The organism is Alkalibacterium sp. s-m-28, assembly GCF_054658175.1.
On the sequence record NZ_BAAGIQ010000049.1, the window covers coordinates 1 to 16,103 of the forward strand.

The following is a 16,103-nucleotide window of genomic DNA, read 5'->3' on the forward strand; positions in this document are numbered from 1 at the left end:
GATCTGTTATAAAGCTGTTTAATCCAGACAATGATTGGATTATATTACCTTCATCGACAGAAATCATCATACGAGCAACGAGAAATTTGGGAAACATAATTTTTCATAGATTATTGGGAGTTACCTAATCACTTAACTCAATTATAAGTAATCTGCCTCTATTTCACTAATCAAATGCAGTGTAATCAAAAAAAGGCCCCTAAATTCTTCTATTGAGTTGTTCATATGCGCTAGGGAGCGCATATGTTCCTTCTTGAAAAGCTTTTAGTTCCTTTGCGAGTGAACTGAACAAAATTGAGTCGGCGAGTAATGGGTTAACCGATTGTATACCGGTTACTCAGTTCGGAATTTATCTGGAGTTCCAGGTCTAATGACTTTTGACCCCAGACTCCAGCTAGTCTCTCTGTTGGGTTCAGGTGCAACTGCCCATACACCCGGACTCACTGAACATAACAAACTGAGCTGCCGGCCAAACAGTCTTTGCCAGGCAACTCAAGCAAAAATGCCAGTTGAGTTCCTGCCCAAGAGTAATTTCCCCTGCTGCTCAAATCGGTTCATGACACGAGTCAGCAGAAAAAGCTAGGTCAGAACCCTGGGTATAATAATAAGCCCATTATCTCCATAGCAAACAACTCTAAAAAATTAAAAAAGTAAAATGGCAGCTCTCTTTTGTACATCTATACAAAATGAAGCTACTATTTTACTTTTAGAAATTAGAATAGGCCGTTAGTTCACCTTCTTATAGTCAGCCACTTAATTTCTACGTTTAAAACGCTTAGCTACAAGCCAGATGACCAATCCAATCAGCCCGAGTACCAGAATATAAGGAAACGCATAAATGAAGAAGATGATGATGTCCTGCACAATGTAGTAAAAGGCAAAGAATGAATCTGTCAGTGCTTCCTGCACCCGTCTAAGGAATGAGAGTCCTTCTTCCCGGTCACCGGAAATTCTTGGGCGTTCGGTGATAGTCATTCTCACCACAGTATAGTCGATTAGATCATCAAAGTAGTCCAGCTGGGACTGTAGCTGCTCTCGCTCTGCAATAGTCTGACTCAGACTGTCTTCGATCTGAATGATTTCTTCAATCGTCTCGGCTCGATCCAGCAGCTCGTTCAGACGTTCTTCCTTGTTTTCCAGAACTTGCACTCTTGATTCAGTATCTCTATAGAACTGCGTGACATCCTCAGTTCCAATCTGCTCACTGATTTTCTGAGCCTGAACACCTTCCAAATCATTCAGAAAAGCCGTCAGATGTTCCGTCGGTACACGCAGGGTATAATCAATCATTCTGTATTGTCTGGATGCTCCCCCGCCCGGTGTATGGCTGGATTCATAGGAATGTTCGATAAATGCGTCGTGTCGCGTGACCATTTCACGAATATAAGTAACCGTCTCAGAGTACTCGACCGTTTCAAAGTCCATATTTGCCGTTCGAATGACTTTCTCTCCAATAAGCCGTTCACCTGAACTCACCGGTGATTCCCCGATTTCTCCTCCCATATCCATATCGGCCGATTCTTCCGTCACCGCGGTTCCTCCACCGTCATACCCTGTCGATTCATCGCTCATATCCCCGTCGGATTCTGACGCACAGGCTGTCAGAAGGAAGACCGCCACAAGTAAAATACTCCGCTTTAACTTCATCTCTACTCACTCCTTATCTCTAATCTGATTATTTACACTCATCATACGCCTAAGTCTGTGAAAAAGATACATGATGATGAACATAAATCTATAGTTGTTCATCATCATGTTTGCTGGTTCATTATTATAGCTAAGTCAATGTTTGTCTGACCGGTCGACCAGGTCGATTATCTTCTCTGCTGCAGACTTTCCTGACCGGAGTGCCCCTTCCATAAAGCCTGGAAAAGCTTCAGCCAACTCTGTACTTGCAAAAACAGATAACTTAAAAGGCGTTCGCAGTTTATCAGGCGATTCCGGTAAGCCCGCCACATGCACCTGCCCGCTATATCCTCCCCCATAATATGGATGGTCGACCCAGATGCTTTCTCTGTAATCCAAGTATTCCTCCACCTGATCACCCAGGACGTCTCTCAATCTATCCAGCACAAACTGATGACGATCCTGTTCTGACCGCTCCACCAAGTCTTTCGCCAAATCTCCTCCAATAAAGGCAGTCAATCTTGGATGGTCTCCCTCCTTTGAAGAGTCGGAAACACTCAGCCCATCGTAATCACCATAGACGATTCCTTCTACAGGAACGGATTTCCCGTTCATGTCATAGTGATGCCAGAATGGTTGCTCATATGTTAGAGACACTTTAATAACTGACCCATCGATGTAGCTAGTCAGAAGGGGCTCGTAATAAGTCTTCAACTCTTCCTGAAACTTAATGCGGCTTCCGGCCGTTGGAGGAATCGCAAATATGACGGCTTTGGCATGATGACTCTTCCCATTGCTCGTATTTAATGTATATAGTCCATCTTCATACTCAACAGATTCAACTGGATGGTTGAACAAAATCTCTTCTTTCAGCTGAGACGAAAGATAATCGACTACCTGTGTGAGCTGCCCGGATGCCTGATGTGTAAGATCATCCAGTTCAGACGCGTACCGCTCAATCGTTTCGAGAAAGCTTTCGGCAAGAATGTGCTCGGTACTAACCGTTGATTCCTCAGTGAAAAAACTCTTGGCTATTGCTTCTTCCTGTTCGTTTTCTACCCAATCTTCTATCGTCTGGGCAAGGGACAGACGCGTGTCAGTCTCGCTATGAACAATTTCTTCATCGACGGATTCGATGAACGCGCCAACGTCCGTCCGTGTTTTTGCGTGCAGATAGACACTGTCTGGCTTCGAAACGGTACGCTTTAAATGCATCCCGCTTTCTTCAATTAGCCTGGTCAGCTCAGTCATATCCTTATTGACAAACTGTGCTCCCAGTTCCAGAGGATACTCTCCCAGCTCGTTACATCCTGAATAAACTTTTCCTCCGGCCCGGTCTGTTGCCTCGAGAATTTTGTAACTCAGTCCGCTGCCATCAACCACACGGGCGGCTGATAAACCGGCTAATCCCGCTCCAACAATAATGACTTCCACTGCTTCTGTTTCTCTACTCATTGTGTGACCTCCCGTAACGCTTTCTGGCAAAGCATCATTCAAAGTGATTATGTTCTACCTATTCACCCTTATCTTAGCACACTCTTTAGTTAAGGCCAGACTTTCTTCACTAAAAACGTCCGAAAAGGAGTAGAGTTTCATGGCTAGTTCTGTGTATCTATAGGCAGTTGAATCTGCCTGAGCAGATTCTACATTCTTCAAGAGCTTTACCTGCTTTTTGAGTCGAGTAATTCAAGGTATACTAGTCGTTATGCCTGTATAGCTGCACCTTAGGAGAGTGCCATGCTGCTGAACTCACAGTAGTCTTGTTTTACTTTTAGTTCCGATATTTTTTATGACGGGTAACTGTAATAAGATCATTTTCAGCTGTAGTTTATTTCTTTCTATGAAGCTAAACTATCATTAGGCCCCCTCTAGCTGTAGCTTAATTCTTTTTCTCGCACAAAGCTTCCTCTAGACCCCTTCTAGTGGCAAGTTAATCTAAATGAGACGCCTGAACTATAACTAGAATCACTCTAACTCCATTTCCGTACCAGCCGTTTGATCTGAACTATAAGTAGACGATTTATAACTGCATCTTCGACTCGAAACGACCTCCGCAACTGCATTTAGCCTCTGCTACTGATGTCATTCCTGCCCTGCACACAGTAAAACCCGGACGGGGCGATCAACTGATCACTCAATCCGGGTTAAATTCCTTATTATTCTACTAGTCCTATAGTTCGAAGCGCTCGACCAGCTGGTTCAGTTCTTCTGCCAGACGGGCCAGTTCTTCTGAGCTTGCGGAGACTTCCTGCATCGTGCTGTTTGACTGTTGAGCCGATGCCGACGTCTGTTCGATACCCGCAGCCGACTCTTCAGAAATCGACGCAATCTCTTCTACACTGGAACTCATATTGACAGTTTGTTCCTTGTTGTCTGCCAGCTTTTCAGTAATTCTTCGTATCGTCCGTTCCATTTGTTCAACTGAAGATGAAATGCTGTTGAAGGTCTTCCCGGTCTCCTGAATCTGAGTAGTTCCTTTCTGAACTTCACTGTACCCATTTTCCAGTGCACCAACGACTTGTGCAGATTCTTCCTGCATGCGTCTAACGATGTCAGTAATTTCCACAACGGAACCGGAAACTTCTTCCGACAGTTTTCTGACTTCATCAGCTACTACAGCGAAGCCTTTGCCCTGCTCACCGGCACGTGCCGCTTCAATTGCCGCATTCAGCGCCAGAAGATTTGTCTGTTCAGCAATTCCTTCAATGACTGTGACCAGTTCGGATACTTCACTGGATTTTGTATCCAGTCCTCTCATTCCTTCGACAGACTGCTTGACGATCTCATCGATGGTCTGCATTTGTGTGACTGAGGAGTCCATCATCAGACGCCCTTCATCTGTCAGACCGCGTACTTTAGTGGAGGTCTGATAAATGCGCTCACTCTCCTCAACTGACTGCTCGATTGTGTGAACGAATGCACTCATACTCTCTGAAAGATCGCTGGTATAAGTAGCCTGTGATTCTGATCCGGATGCGAGCTCCTGCATAGTTATCGCAATCTGATCAGCTCCCTGGACAACCTCGTTTGTGGACTGAGTCAGTTCTTCACTGGAACTCAGGACATGATGAGTTGCGTTCGATACTGAGGTAATGATGTGACGCAGCTCTTCCTGCATCTTGTTGGTTGCCTGTTCAAGCATGCCGATTTCGTCTTTACGTTTTGTGCGAATCGTCTGACCCGTCAGCTTTCCATCCGCAACATCGTTCAGTTTGCTCGAGATGGAGGTCAACGGTCGTCCGATGATTCGTCCCATGAACAAACCTACTACGACGGCAAAAGCTGTGGCCAGAATACTTGCAATGATTATTATATATCTTAAATTAGTGAAGATAGACTGGTTCTGATCAAAGGCTTCTGATGAAAGAATCTCATTCATTTCCAATAGCTCTTCTAGATACATATTCGCCGCACCATACCAGGCCCCCGCACGTCTAATCCCATTCATTGCTTCGGTAAAGTCCTGTTCAACTAGGGAATCTCCAGTTTCATGTAGCAGCTCAGAATAATTGTCCCAGGATCTATTCAGTTCTTCGACAAGAACCGCTTCTTCCTCATAAAAAGTACGGTTACTATATTCAGCAAGGAGCTCTTCAATTCGATCGATATTTTCAAGCGCCGGTTCTCCTCTTGAAGGATCAGCATTAATAACCCCGGTCAGCATATGTACCCGAGTGTTTTCCATCAGCTGGGCGATTTCAGATAGAATGATCGTCGGCTGTACCCGTTCCGTATAGAGCTCATTAGAATTATCGTTCATCCTTTGAAGCCCGAAAAGCGACAAGCCACCTAATACCAGTACGATGACTGCCAGTATCAGATAAGAACCCAATAATTTAGTCGTAATTTTCAATTTACTTCCCCCATTTTGTACTATGTAAGTTAGTCCACTATCAGCGGCTACTTATTTATTATCGGAATCTTTCGCTATTAATTAACTTAAATGATAGTTTTCTCACCTAAAAAACTTATAGGTATACATTTTCACTACTTTATTCTATGCTTCTCAGTTACTTAGCAGATAAGTAAATTAAAATCAGTTTTCATTATAAAAGGCCCTTCCCGTTTGTAGGAAGAGCCTGAATAACACTATTAGATGACTAGACTTTTTCTGATGTTTCTCAAATATTTCGTACTCATGGCCCAGTGCAGATAATCGTTTACGTGGTCCGTAATCATGTTCTCTATATCCGGCTTGGTTTCCCATTCGACAAAGGTATACTTCGGCACAAAGATATCGGTCGCAGGCAAGGCCAGATCATATTTAAGAAGACAGATATTCAGCTGCTCCATTGTATGCCTCTTTTCATCCTTGTCACCAAAACAGATCGTCATAACGGATTTATGCTGCAGCTCCCTATGGATATGGCTGAAAAATGACTGGTAACTCTCCGGCACTTCTTCTGAGAAGGTTGGCAGAACAAAAATGAAGCCATCTTTCTCATTAAACTTTTTCAGTCCTTTTTCAGTCAAATTCCATTCGCCGTCAAGAGACTGATTGTACTTTTCCAGATCGATCAATTCAAATGAAGTGCTATAAGCCCGCTTCCCGATTTTTTTCAGGTACGGAAGAACGGTCTTTGCTACTGTCCGACACTCTTTCCATTTTTCTACACCTAATACTACGATACCAATTCTCAGCATGTTACTGTCCCCTTTCAATCTAATGACGATTACTGATCATTGACTATATCAAGTATAAAGGCTACAGTAACTGTAGAGTCAAGGGGAAGGACTGATTATCTTATGAAGAAAAAGAACAGCCTCAGAATTGCCGAACTGGCTGAACTGGTGGACATCAATAAACGCACACTTCATTACTATGACGAAATCGGGCTCTTCTCTCCTGAATTCAAAGGAGAGAACGACTACCGTTATTATACGCTGAAACAGGTATTTGACTTGAGTCTGATTCTATCATTAAAGGAACTAAATATGCCTCTGGCTGAAATCAAAAAGGTCCTCTCCGGAGACTTTCATGATTTCAAGCTCTCTCTTCAGAGCAGGCTCAGTGATGTCGACCGCAAACTGGAGGAACTGGAACGCATTAGGCATACGATTGGCAGAAAGCTTCACTACATCAGTATTGCTGAACGGCCGCATATGGAAGTTGAACTGATAAACTGCACAACGGACCACCTTGTTCTCAGCCATCCAATGGAAAATCGCTCACCGACAGACTGGATCATGGATGCCATCGCCTTCGTTCATGACAAGGATCTGCACTTTCTTGCCAACAATGAATATGGCACCCTTATCAATGTGGATAAAAAGCTCGAGAATCCTTTTACTGAACAGTACGATTACTTCTATATCAAAGCCGCTTCGGCTGAATCAGCTACTCATACCAAACCAGCTGGCAGTTATCTTCGTATCGTCTTTCAAGGGCCTGAAGAAGAGCTGCATCATCCTTACCGGAAACTGATCGATTTCAGCAGACAGCATACTCTGCCACTCGATGGCTACTTCTATGAACGTGCCCTGCATGATACCGTCCATGACAACCAGACGAATCTGATCACTGAAATACAAGTCAGGGTGAAAAGCGTTTAGGTCAGAAATCTGCTTTCTTCCTTCTGCTTATGCTACGACCTATATTCTTCAATATATAGTCAGCCAGACATCCTACTTTCGGAAAGCTGTCTGGCTTTTCTGCGTTCTGCTACATTACTTCACTAATATAATGCTACAATACAGATAACTTAATCCATACCACTTAACATGCAATCTAAAACCCGCTCACTTATTTCGATTGGCCTAATTGAAAAGAGGTCTGTAAGGAGAATTAACTATGAAAATGAAAAAACGAATCCTTCTGCTGTTAATTACAGTGGCTCTGCTAGCATCCATTGCTTATGTCAGTCTATCCATAATTGGAGATGAAGATGAAGGTGTACAGGAAAATGATGAGTCTGAGCTAGTAGAAGAACCTGTCCCTCAAGAAGAAATCAATAATATAGTCATCCTCGGAGACTCCATAGGCTCCGGTGTTGGTGACGAAGAAAGCTCCGGCATCGGTGACCGGTACCTCGAGTTAATGGACCGGGACGGTGATGAGACTTTGACCAATCTGGCCATATCCGGTTACACCAGCAGCCAGCTTGTCGACCTGATTGAAACGGGAGAAAACGATGCGACTATTGCTGAAGCGGATCTGATCATCATCTCTATTGGTGGAAATGACTTGAACCGTCTGGCTTTTCAAAGAGATCTGGATCTGCCCGCGGCCTTCCTAGACACACTTAATGCCTATCTGGACAATCTGGAAATCATTATTGGTGACATCCGGACGCTGAATCCGGATTCTCAAATTGCCCTTATCGGCTTGTATAACCCATACAGTCTGATCATTCCAGAATTGAGCGATTACCTTATTGAATGGAACGACGAAACCCGTTCGCTAGTAGAGTCACACCCTGATGCCACTTATGTTCCGACCTTTGATCTGTTCCAGGATCAGATGGAAAATTTTCTCTATACGGATTATTTCCATCCAAATGAAGAGGGTTATCAGGCCATAGCTGAAAAGCTCTATACTTTGATAAATTAGATGTTCCAGTAATCGTCAGTAAAATTAATTTAGTGTGTACCGAATAAAATAGAATAATGGGAAAGCTCAAAGGAAAGACAACTTGTCCATCACTTGAGCTTTTTTTAAAAGGGTCTTAATAACGTATTACCTACTGGACAAGCTAATATCGTTCAAGCTCTTTCATTTGGCATCTCCCACCTTTTTTTGCATAATAGGAATTAGGAGGCGAGTCAATTGACAAAACAAACCTTATATTACAACGGAAAATGGCAGAATTCGCAGTCTGATGATTACGCAGACGTCATTAATCCGACAACTGAAGAAGTGATCGATAAAGTAGTCAACGCCAATGAAGAAGATGTGAACCGTGCAGTATCAGCGGCCAAATCAGCTTTTGATGACTGGAACACGACAGACCCTTCCAAGCGTACTGAGTATGTACAGAAGATTCTTGACGGCATCAAGGAACGTGAAGAGGAACTGATCGAAACGATGATCGAGGAACTCGGGACCTCACGACAGTTTGCCAAGAATACGCAAGTCGGCCTCGCCGAAAAAGAGATGGGCGCAACGCTTGAAGAAATAGATAACTTCTCATTCGAAGAAGAAGTCGACAATGCGACGGTGATCAAAGAGGGATATGGTGTCGTAGCCTGCATCACGCCTTGGAACTACCCGCTTAATCAGATTCAGAGAAAAATTACCCCTGCTCTTCTGGCAGGAAATACGGTTGTGGTGAAGCCACCTAACCTGACTCCCCTAACTGCTCTTCTATTAGCAGATATCGTAGATAAAGCCGGTCTTCCCGATGGTGTCTTCAACTTGATTACAGGTGACGGCAGCTCTACGGGTGACTACCTGACCAGTCATGAAGATGTATCCGTCATTTCATTTACAGGATCGACTAAGGTCGGTAAGAGCCTGTATGAAAAAGCGAAGACGACAGTGAAGCAGATTGTTCTGGAACTGGGCGGAAAATCACCTATGGTCTACCTTAAAGGTGGCGATCTGGAAATGGCTGTCAAAAATTCAGCCAATACCCTGCTTCATAACCAGGGACAGACCTGTTCAGCACTCTCACGTCTCTTAGTACCGAAAGACGAACTGGAACGAACTAAAGAAGTTATCAAGGACTATTATAAAGATATCAAAGTCGGTGATCCAAACGATGAAGACACTATGGTCGGTCCCATCGTTTCTGAAGATCAGATGGAAACTGTCCTGAATTATATTGAAAAAGGGAAAGAAGAAGGCGCAGAAGTTCTGGTCGGTGGTAATAAGCTGGACCGCAAAGGCTACTACGTTGAACCGACAGTCTTCGTCAACGTCACGAATGACATGACGATTGCTCAGGAAGAAATCTTCGGCCCAGTACTAGTCGTCATCACCTACGACTCAGTAGAGGAAGCGATCGAACTGGCCAATGACTCCATTTACGGCCTGTCCGGCGGAGTAGTTGGACCAAAAGACGAAGCCATAAAAGTCGCACGCAAATTGAAAACAGGTAACATCACCATCAACGACGGTGCCCGCACACCAAAAGCCCCATTCGGCGGATACAAACAGTCCGGACTCGGAAGAGAAAACGGATTGTACGGTGTTGAAGATTACCTTGAATTGAAGGCTATATTTAAATAAGTTAAGCTGTTCACCTCATATCCGCAGATATGAGGTGTTCCTTTTTATATTTAAGAACTCGGGAATGTCCCATATATCCAAGATATGGGACATTCGACCTTCCAGATTGCTACTCAATAGCTTATAACCCCGAGATATGAGGCATTGACCTACTCGAAAAGCTTCCCAACAGCTCATAAACCCATTATATGGTCTATTCGCGTGTCGACATCTTAGACATTTACTCAATTCTACTGCATCTTCATATAAAAACGGACCGTTCTTCGTAAAAAACAGAACGGTCCATTTCGTTATTCATAAATTATTTATCCTTTAGAAGCCTGAATCAGTTCCCTGATCGTATCCGTCACTCCGTCGTGGAAATCGGACACGATTTTACTCCCGACGACTACCCCATCACCGTACTGGCTCAGGTCACGGACATGATCGGGGGTCGTCACACCGAATCCGGCAAGGACTGGTTTGTATGTGAAGGTCTTGAGCTTTTCAATATATGGCCCGACTTCTTCACCAAAAGTGGCCTGGGCACCCGTCGTTCCTTTGACTGTGACGGCATAGAGAAAGCCTTCCGTCCGTGCGCCGATCTTTTTTAACCGGTCGTCAGGGCTCGTCAGTGCGGCCAGTCGGATCAAGGCAATGCCTTTTTCTTTTACATGAGGAAAAATATGATCCTCTTCTTCCATCGGTAAGTCAGGAATGATGAGGCCGTCAACACCTGATTCCATACAGGCTTCCGCGAAGGCTTCAGTTCCGAAATTAATGATTGGATTGACGTAGGTCATAAGGATGATCGGGATCTCTCTCTTATTTCGAGTCGTTTTCAGCTGGTCGAGCACATCCTTTAACGAAACCTTATGTTCCAAGGCTCTGAGTCCGGCAGCCTGGATGGTCGGCCCATCCGCTACAGGATCGGAAAAAGGAATACCCAGTTCGATCGCACTCGCTCCCGCTTCTTCCAGAAAGGCAATGCGGTCAGCCAGGACATCCAGTCCTCCGTCTCCTGCCATGATGTAAGGGACAAAGAGCTTGTCTCCTTTATCAATTATGGCCTGAAGCGTCTGTTCCAGTTTCTCTTTACCCATGGCTGGCTCCTCCTAGTCGTTCTTTTACAGTCGTTACATCTTTATCTCCTCTTCCGGATAGACAGATAACCAGTGTCTCGTCTTCAGTCATTCCTTCAGCTATTTCTCTTGCGTAGTAAATGGCGTGCGCCGTCTCCAGAGCCGGAATGATTCCTTCCTTGCGAGATAGCAGCTTGAGCCCTTCTAAAGCCTCATCGTCCGTTATCCCTTTATAGGTTACGCGTTCTGTATCCTTCAGGAAGCTGTGCTCCGGTCCGATGCCAGGGTAATCCAGTCCGGCGGAAATGGAATAGGGTTCAGTGATCTGTCCGGCTTCATCCTGAAGCAGATAGGACATCATGCCATGCAGGACTCCGATTTTCCCGGCGCTCAACGTCGCGGCATGCTTGCCGGTTTCGATGCCTTTGCCTGCAGCTTCAGCGCCGAACAGTTTCACCTCTGAGTCGTTGACGAATGGGGCAAACATTCCCATTGCGTTGCTTCCTCCACCGACGCAGGCGACGATCGCATCAGGAAGTCGACCGGTGACCGCTTTGATCTGGTCCTTTGTTTCTTTACCGATCACACTCTGGAAATCGCGGACCATGGCTGGAAAGGGCTGCGGGCCGACAACTGATCCAATGATGTAGTGGGTGTCGTCTACATGAGCTACCCAGTATCTCAGAGCCTCATTGACCGCATCTTTCAATGTGCCTTCGCCTTGGTCGACACTGACTACTTCAGCACCGAGCAGTTCCATTCTGAAGACATTCAGTTCCTGACGGCGAATATCTTCCTTGCCCATGAAGACGATGCAGTCCAGACCTAAAAGCGCACACACTGTAGCAGTCGCTACGCCATGCTGACCGGCTCCTGTTTCTGCCACGACTTTCTTTTTACCCATCCGTTTTGTCAGAAGCGCCTGTCCCAGGGCATTATTGATTTTGTGAGCCCCGGTATGATTCAAATCTTCTCTTTTCAGATAGATTTGTGGCCCACCTAGTTCTTTTGTCAGCTGAGCTGCATAGGTCAATGGTGTCTGCCTTCCTACATAGTTGGTCAGATAGTCTTCCATCTCGTCAATAAAGGCCGGATCGTTTTTAGCCTCTTCATAGACTTTTTCCAGTTCAAGGACAGCCGGCATCAATGATTCTGGGACGAACTGACCGCCGAATGGTCCGAAATGTCCTTTTTTATGGGCTGTTTCTGTCATATTTTGTGCCATGGTCATCTCTCTTCCTCTCTATTGCTGCTGTGTCTTGCTTCTCTGATAAATCGTCTTATTTTCTTAGTATCTTTTGTGCCGTCTGTTTCTACGCCGCTTGATACGTCCACCCCCTGGGGCGACATGGCTTCGATTGCGGGCCCGACATTTTCAGGCGTCAGTCCACCCGCCAGGATATACGGTAAACTTAAACTGGTGTCTTTGAGTCGGTTCCAGTCAAACGCTTCTCCGCTCCCAGGTTCTGGGCTGTCTATCAATAAAAAGTCTGAACAGTCCTGAAAATCGGAAGCCTCACCGAGTGAAGATATGGACAGGGCTTTAATGATTTTGCCATTGATTTGCCTACAGTAGTCCGAGCTTTCATCTCCGTGAAGCTGGGCATAGTCCAGACCGAGCGTCCGGCAGATCTGATTGACCGCTTCGACAGACTGATTTCTGAATACCCCTGCAGTTTTAATCGACCTGCCTTCTACAACTTTCAACACGCGTGATGCTTGTTCCAGTGTGACCTTCCGCCTGCTTTCTGCAAAGACCAGTCCGATCATATCAGCGCCCGATTCCACTGCAGCATGTGCCGCTTCTTCAGTTCGGATGCCACAAATTTTGACCAGCATCACGCTCACCTCTTTTAATAGAGAAGGGTCTGATTATGTCGGCTACATTATCAGACTTCATCAGCGTTTCCCCTACCAATACCGCTCGCGCCCCGGCTATCTCCACTCGTCTGACGTCTTCTCTCGTGAGCATGCCGCTCTCGCTGACTAGAACTACTTTTTCCGTATCGATTAATTGCGCCAGTCGCTCAGTTGTTTCAAGGTTTACGTCAAATGTCTTCAAGTTTCTGTTGTTTACGCCAATCAGTTTGGGACTCAGTGGACGTGCTCGTTTCAGCTCGTCTTCATTATGCACTTCAACCAGTACTTCCATACCTAAGCTTTCGGCATAATAATGCAGCTCTTTGAGCTTGTCATCTGTGAGTGCTGCAACGATCAGCAGGATAAGATCAGCCCCGTAGGCATACGCCTGGTCGATCTGAATGGGGTCGATAATGAAATCCTTGTTTAGAACCGGCAGAGAAACCGTCTCACTGATCTCCAGTAGATCCTGCATGCTTCCTTTGAAGAATGTCTGGTCTGTCAGAACCGACAGCATTGCGGCTCCCGCATCTCTGTAGGCGATCGCCTGAGTTCTGGGATCGAGCTGGTGATTGATTTCTCCCTTTGACGGGGAAGAGCGTTTGAACTCGGCAATAACTTGAACCTTTTCAGCCGTTCTGCAGGTCTTGTAAAATGAATGCAGCACCCGATTTCTTTCCGGAAAATGGGTTGGGTCCAGCTTTTTCAGCCGGTTGACTTCATTTTTCTTTTCTTCGAGTATCGTGTCCAGAATAGTCACTATCTGTCTCCTTTCCCGTAAGTGATCAGGTAGTCCAGAGCAGCCAAGGCACGTCCTGAATCGATGCTTTCTTCTGCCAGAATCAGTCCATCCTGCGGGGTGGCTGCTTTCCCGCTGGCCATCAGCCCCAATGCGGCATTGAGGAGAACGACGTCTCTTCGAGGACCTTTTTCCCCTTCAAGAATGTTTCTCAAGACCCGGGCATTTTCTTCAGCGTCTCCGCCTCTCAGGTCTTCGTTTCGAGCACGCTTGAGGCCCAGTTCTTCCGGTGACAGGTCGAACGGTTCTAGCCCGGATTCTGTTACAAGGACGCAGCTGTTCGGCCCGCTTAAAGAGGCTTCATCCATGCCTCCGTGGCCGTGGACGACGACGGCACGTTTTCTGCCGAGCTGCCTCAGGACCTGACCCACGTCATGCAAGGCATCCTTCCTGTAGACTCCAATCAGTTGTGCAGATAAGTCGGCAGGATTCGTCAAAGGACCGATCAGGTTGAAAATCGTCGGGACGCCTAAACGTTTTCGAGCAGGCATGACGGCTTTCATTGCGGGATGCATCTGCTGAGCAAACAGAAAGGCTATACGGTTTTTCTCCAGCAGCTCCGTCATTTCTTCAGGAGAAGCGGATAAATGGACGCCAAGCGCTTCAAGAACGTCTGCACTGCCCGTTCTGCTGGAAATGCTGCGGTTGCCATGTTTGGCAACTGTCACACCAGCACCGGCCAGAACGAAGGCACTCGTGGTACTGATATTAAAACTCTGTGACCCGTCTCCTCCAGTTCCGCAGTTGTCCATGACGTCCGGGAGCTGTCGAGGCAGCTGAACGGCTACTTTCTGCATGACTTTCGCAAGTCCTGTCAGTTCATCTACCGTCTCTCCTTTAGTCCGCAGCGCCATGAGAAAGCCCGCTTTCTGCAGTTCGTCTACATTCTCATCAAAGAGCTGTGCACTGGCGGCTTCCATTTCCTCCAGAGACAAGTCCGATTGACTCGCCACTTTTTCAATGTACGTCTTCATGATGCACTCCCTACCTTTTCATCGACCAGATTCAGAAAGTTTCTGATCATCTGTCTCCCGTCAGCTGTCCCAATGGATTCCGGGTGAAACTGCACGCCATAGATGGGATAGGTCTGGTGTCTGACTGCCATGATTTCTCCGTCTTCTATTGATTCAGCCGTTATGTCCAGATTGTCCGGCATGGTGTGTCTTAAAATGACCAGCGAGTGATACCGCATCACTTCGATTTCCTGACCCAATCCTTCAAACAGCTCTGTCTGATTATGAGTAATAAGTGCGGTCTTGCCGTGTTTGACCTCTTCTGCATGGCTGACGCTCCCGCCAAAGGCTTCACCGATAGCCTGATGTCCGAGACAGATGCCCAGAATCGGAATCTCAGCCTTGAATTCCCGGATAAGATCGATGCAGATGCCCGCTTCTGCCGGCGTCCCCGGTCCGGGCGACAGCACGATGGCTTTCGGTTTAAGGTTGCGGATGTCTTCAAGGGTCACTGCGTCATTTCGGACGACCATCACGTCTTCAAGTTCGCCAATGTACTGATACACGTTATAGGTAAATGAATCATAGTTATCAATGAGTAAAATCATTTTTGTCCCACCTCCAGAAGTGATTTTGCTTTATTCAATGTTTCCTGATATTCACTTTCAGGGTCGGAATCATAGACGATCCCGGCTCCTGCCTGTACATATGCTTTTTTATCCTTCACGACCATTGTCCTGATAGCCAGTGCCAGATCCAGATCCCCGTTCACGTTGATGTAGCCAACGGATCCCGAATACACCCCGCGCTGATAATCTTCCAGTTCGTTGACGATCTGCATGGCCCGGATTTTCGGAGCGCCTGAAACAGTCCCTGCCGGCAATGTTGTAATCAATGCATCCAGACCGCTCAGGCCTTCAGCCAGTGTGCCGCTGACCTCTGAAACGATGTGCATCACGTGCTGGAACCGTTCGACCGTCATGAATGTATCTAGAGAGATCAATCCGATTTCTGACACACGCCCCAGATCGTTCCGGCTCAGATCTACCAGCATCTTGTGTTCGGCCTGTTCTTTTTCATCAGACAGCAGATCAGCTGCGTACGCCTGATCTTCCTCTTCTGTTTTCCCTCTCGGCCGAGTCCCTGCGATTGGATTCGTCACGATCTGTCTGCCCGTCACTTTGATCAGACTTTCCGGTGAAGCACCCAGCACAGTGTACTGGTCGAAATCCACGTAGAACATATAAGGTGAGGGATTAGCCACTCTCAGTTTCCGGTAGAAGGTGAAGGCATCCACATCAAATTCAGCCTGCATGCGCTGAGAAAGGACTACCTGAAAAATATCTCCATCTACGATATACTGCTTGGCTTTCACCACGCGTCTCATAAATTCGTCCTTATCGACCGAAGCAGTGAACGTAAGAGGTGACAGCTCTTCCGTCTGTTCTTCTGATGGATTATTAATCATCTCTCTGATTGCTTTGATTCGTCTGTCCAGCTGTCTATCTGTAGAAAAGCAAAATAATCCAGCCAGTAAATGTCACTCTATTCCGGCAGTTTTTTTTAAGAAGATGGGTCAATTAAGCGACAGAATCTGTTTATTCCAGCACGTTTGTCAGTTTAGACCAGCGGAT

General features: G+C 46.2%; 14 protein-coding genes. 3 read left to right on the forward strand and 11 right to left on the reverse strand.

Going from position 1 to position 16,103, the window contains the following annotated elements; translation table 11 throughout:
• Positions 1–753: 753 nt before the first annotated feature.
• From ACYQ4S_RS07695 to ACYQ4S_RS07710, 4 genes are all read right to left on the reverse strand, one after another.
• Complete coding sequence (locus ACYQ4S_RS07695) at positions 754–1,647, reverse strand: DUF4349 domain-containing protein (RefSeq protein WP_459770395.1); 894 nt, start codon at positions 1,645–1,647, stop codon at positions 754–756.
• Positions 1,648–1,782: 135 nt separating this feature from the next.
• On the reverse strand, positions 1,783–3,081 hold the full coding sequence (locus ACYQ4S_RS07700; protein WP_459770397.1) for a flavin monoamine oxidase family protein: 1,299 nt from the start codon (positions 3,079–3,081) through the stop codon (positions 1,783–1,785).
• A 715-nt stretch (positions 3,082–3,796) separates the two neighbouring features.
• A complete protein-coding gene (locus ACYQ4S_RS07705; protein ID WP_459770399.1) occupies positions 3,797–5,479 on the reverse strand; it encodes a HAMP domain-containing methyl-accepting chemotaxis protein in 1,683 nt (560 codons plus the stop codon).
• 239 nt (positions 5,480–5,718) lie between these two features.
• Entirely contained in the window at positions 5,719–6,270 is a 552-nt protein-coding gene (locus tag ACYQ4S_RS07710; protein WP_459770401.1) for a hypothetical protein, read from the reverse strand.
• 102 nt (positions 6,271–6,372) lie between these two features.
• Between ACYQ4S_RS07710 and ACYQ4S_RS07715 the strand changes: the two genes are divergently transcribed.
• From ACYQ4S_RS07715 to ACYQ4S_RS07725, 3 genes are all read left to right on the forward strand, one after another.
• A complete protein-coding gene (locus ACYQ4S_RS07715; RefSeq protein ID WP_459770403.1) occupies positions 6,373–7,179 on the forward strand; it encodes a MerR family transcriptional regulator in 807 nt (268 codons plus the stop codon).
• A gap of 238 nt (positions 7,180–7,417) precedes the next feature.
• Positions 7,418–8,176 (forward strand): GDSL-type esterase/lipase family protein, encoded by a 759-nt coding sequence (locus tag ACYQ4S_RS07720; RefSeq protein ID WP_459770405.1) that lies wholly within the window; start codon positions 7,418–7,420, stop codon positions 8,174–8,176.
• A gap of 216 nt (positions 8,177–8,392) precedes the next feature.
• On the forward strand, positions 8,393–9,796 hold the full coding sequence (locus tag ACYQ4S_RS07725; RefSeq protein WP_459770406.1) for an aldehyde dehydrogenase family protein: 1,404 nt from the start codon (positions 8,393–8,395) through the stop codon (positions 9,794–9,796).
• 305 nt (positions 9,797–10,101) lie between these two features.
• Here the strand turns inward: ACYQ4S_RS07725 and trpA are convergent, their stop codons facing one another.
• Genes trpA through ACYQ4S_RS07760 form a run of 7 tightly spaced genes read right to left on the reverse strand, consistent with a single transcriptional unit; the run spans position 10,102 to position 15,937 of the window.
• A complete protein-coding gene (gene trpA / locus ACYQ4S_RS07730; protein WP_459770407.1) occupies positions 10,102–10,878 on the reverse strand; it encodes a tryptophan synthase subunit alpha in 777 nt (258 codons plus the stop codon).
• Positions 10,871–12,070, reverse strand: coding sequence for a tryptophan synthase subunit beta (gene trpB, locus ACYQ4S_RS07735; RefSeq protein WP_459770415.1), 1,200 nt, complete (start codon positions 12,068–12,070; stop codon positions 10,871–10,873). Before trpB ends, trpA begins: the two co-directional genes overlap by 8 nt.
• Before the next feature lie 14 nt (positions 12,071–12,084).
• Positions 12,085–12,696 carry a phosphoribosylanthranilate isomerase gene (locus tag ACYQ4S_RS07740; RefSeq protein WP_459770409.1) on the reverse strand — a complete coding sequence of 204 codons (612 nt, stop codon included), beginning with the start codon at positions 12,694–12,696 and terminating at the stop codon, positions 12,085–12,087.
• Positions 12,665–13,477 (reverse strand): indole-3-glycerol phosphate synthase TrpC, encoded by an 813-nt coding sequence (trpC, locus tag ACYQ4S_RS07745; protein ID WP_346023696.1) that lies wholly within the window; start codon positions 13,475–13,477, stop codon positions 12,665–12,667. Before trpC ends, ACYQ4S_RS07740 begins: the two co-directional genes overlap by 32 nt.
• Positions 13,477–14,490 carry an anthranilate phosphoribosyltransferase gene (trpD, locus tag ACYQ4S_RS07750; protein ID WP_459770410.1) on the reverse strand — a complete coding sequence of 338 codons (1,014 nt, stop codon included), beginning with the start codon at positions 14,488–14,490 and terminating at the stop codon, positions 13,477–13,479. Before trpD ends, trpC begins: the two co-directional genes overlap by 1 nt.
• On the reverse strand, positions 14,487–15,077 hold the full coding sequence (locus ACYQ4S_RS07755) for an anthranilate synthase component II (RefSeq protein WP_459770411.1): 591 nt from the start codon (positions 15,075–15,077) through the stop codon (positions 14,487–14,489). Before ACYQ4S_RS07755 ends, trpD begins: the two co-directional genes overlap by 4 nt.
• Complete coding sequence (locus ACYQ4S_RS07760; RefSeq protein ID WP_459770413.1) at positions 15,074–15,937, reverse strand: anthranilate synthase component I family protein; 864 nt, start codon at positions 15,935–15,937, stop codon at positions 15,074–15,076. Before ACYQ4S_RS07760 ends, ACYQ4S_RS07755 begins: the two co-directional genes overlap by 4 nt.
• Between the last annotated feature and the right edge of the window lie 166 nt (positions 15,938–16,103).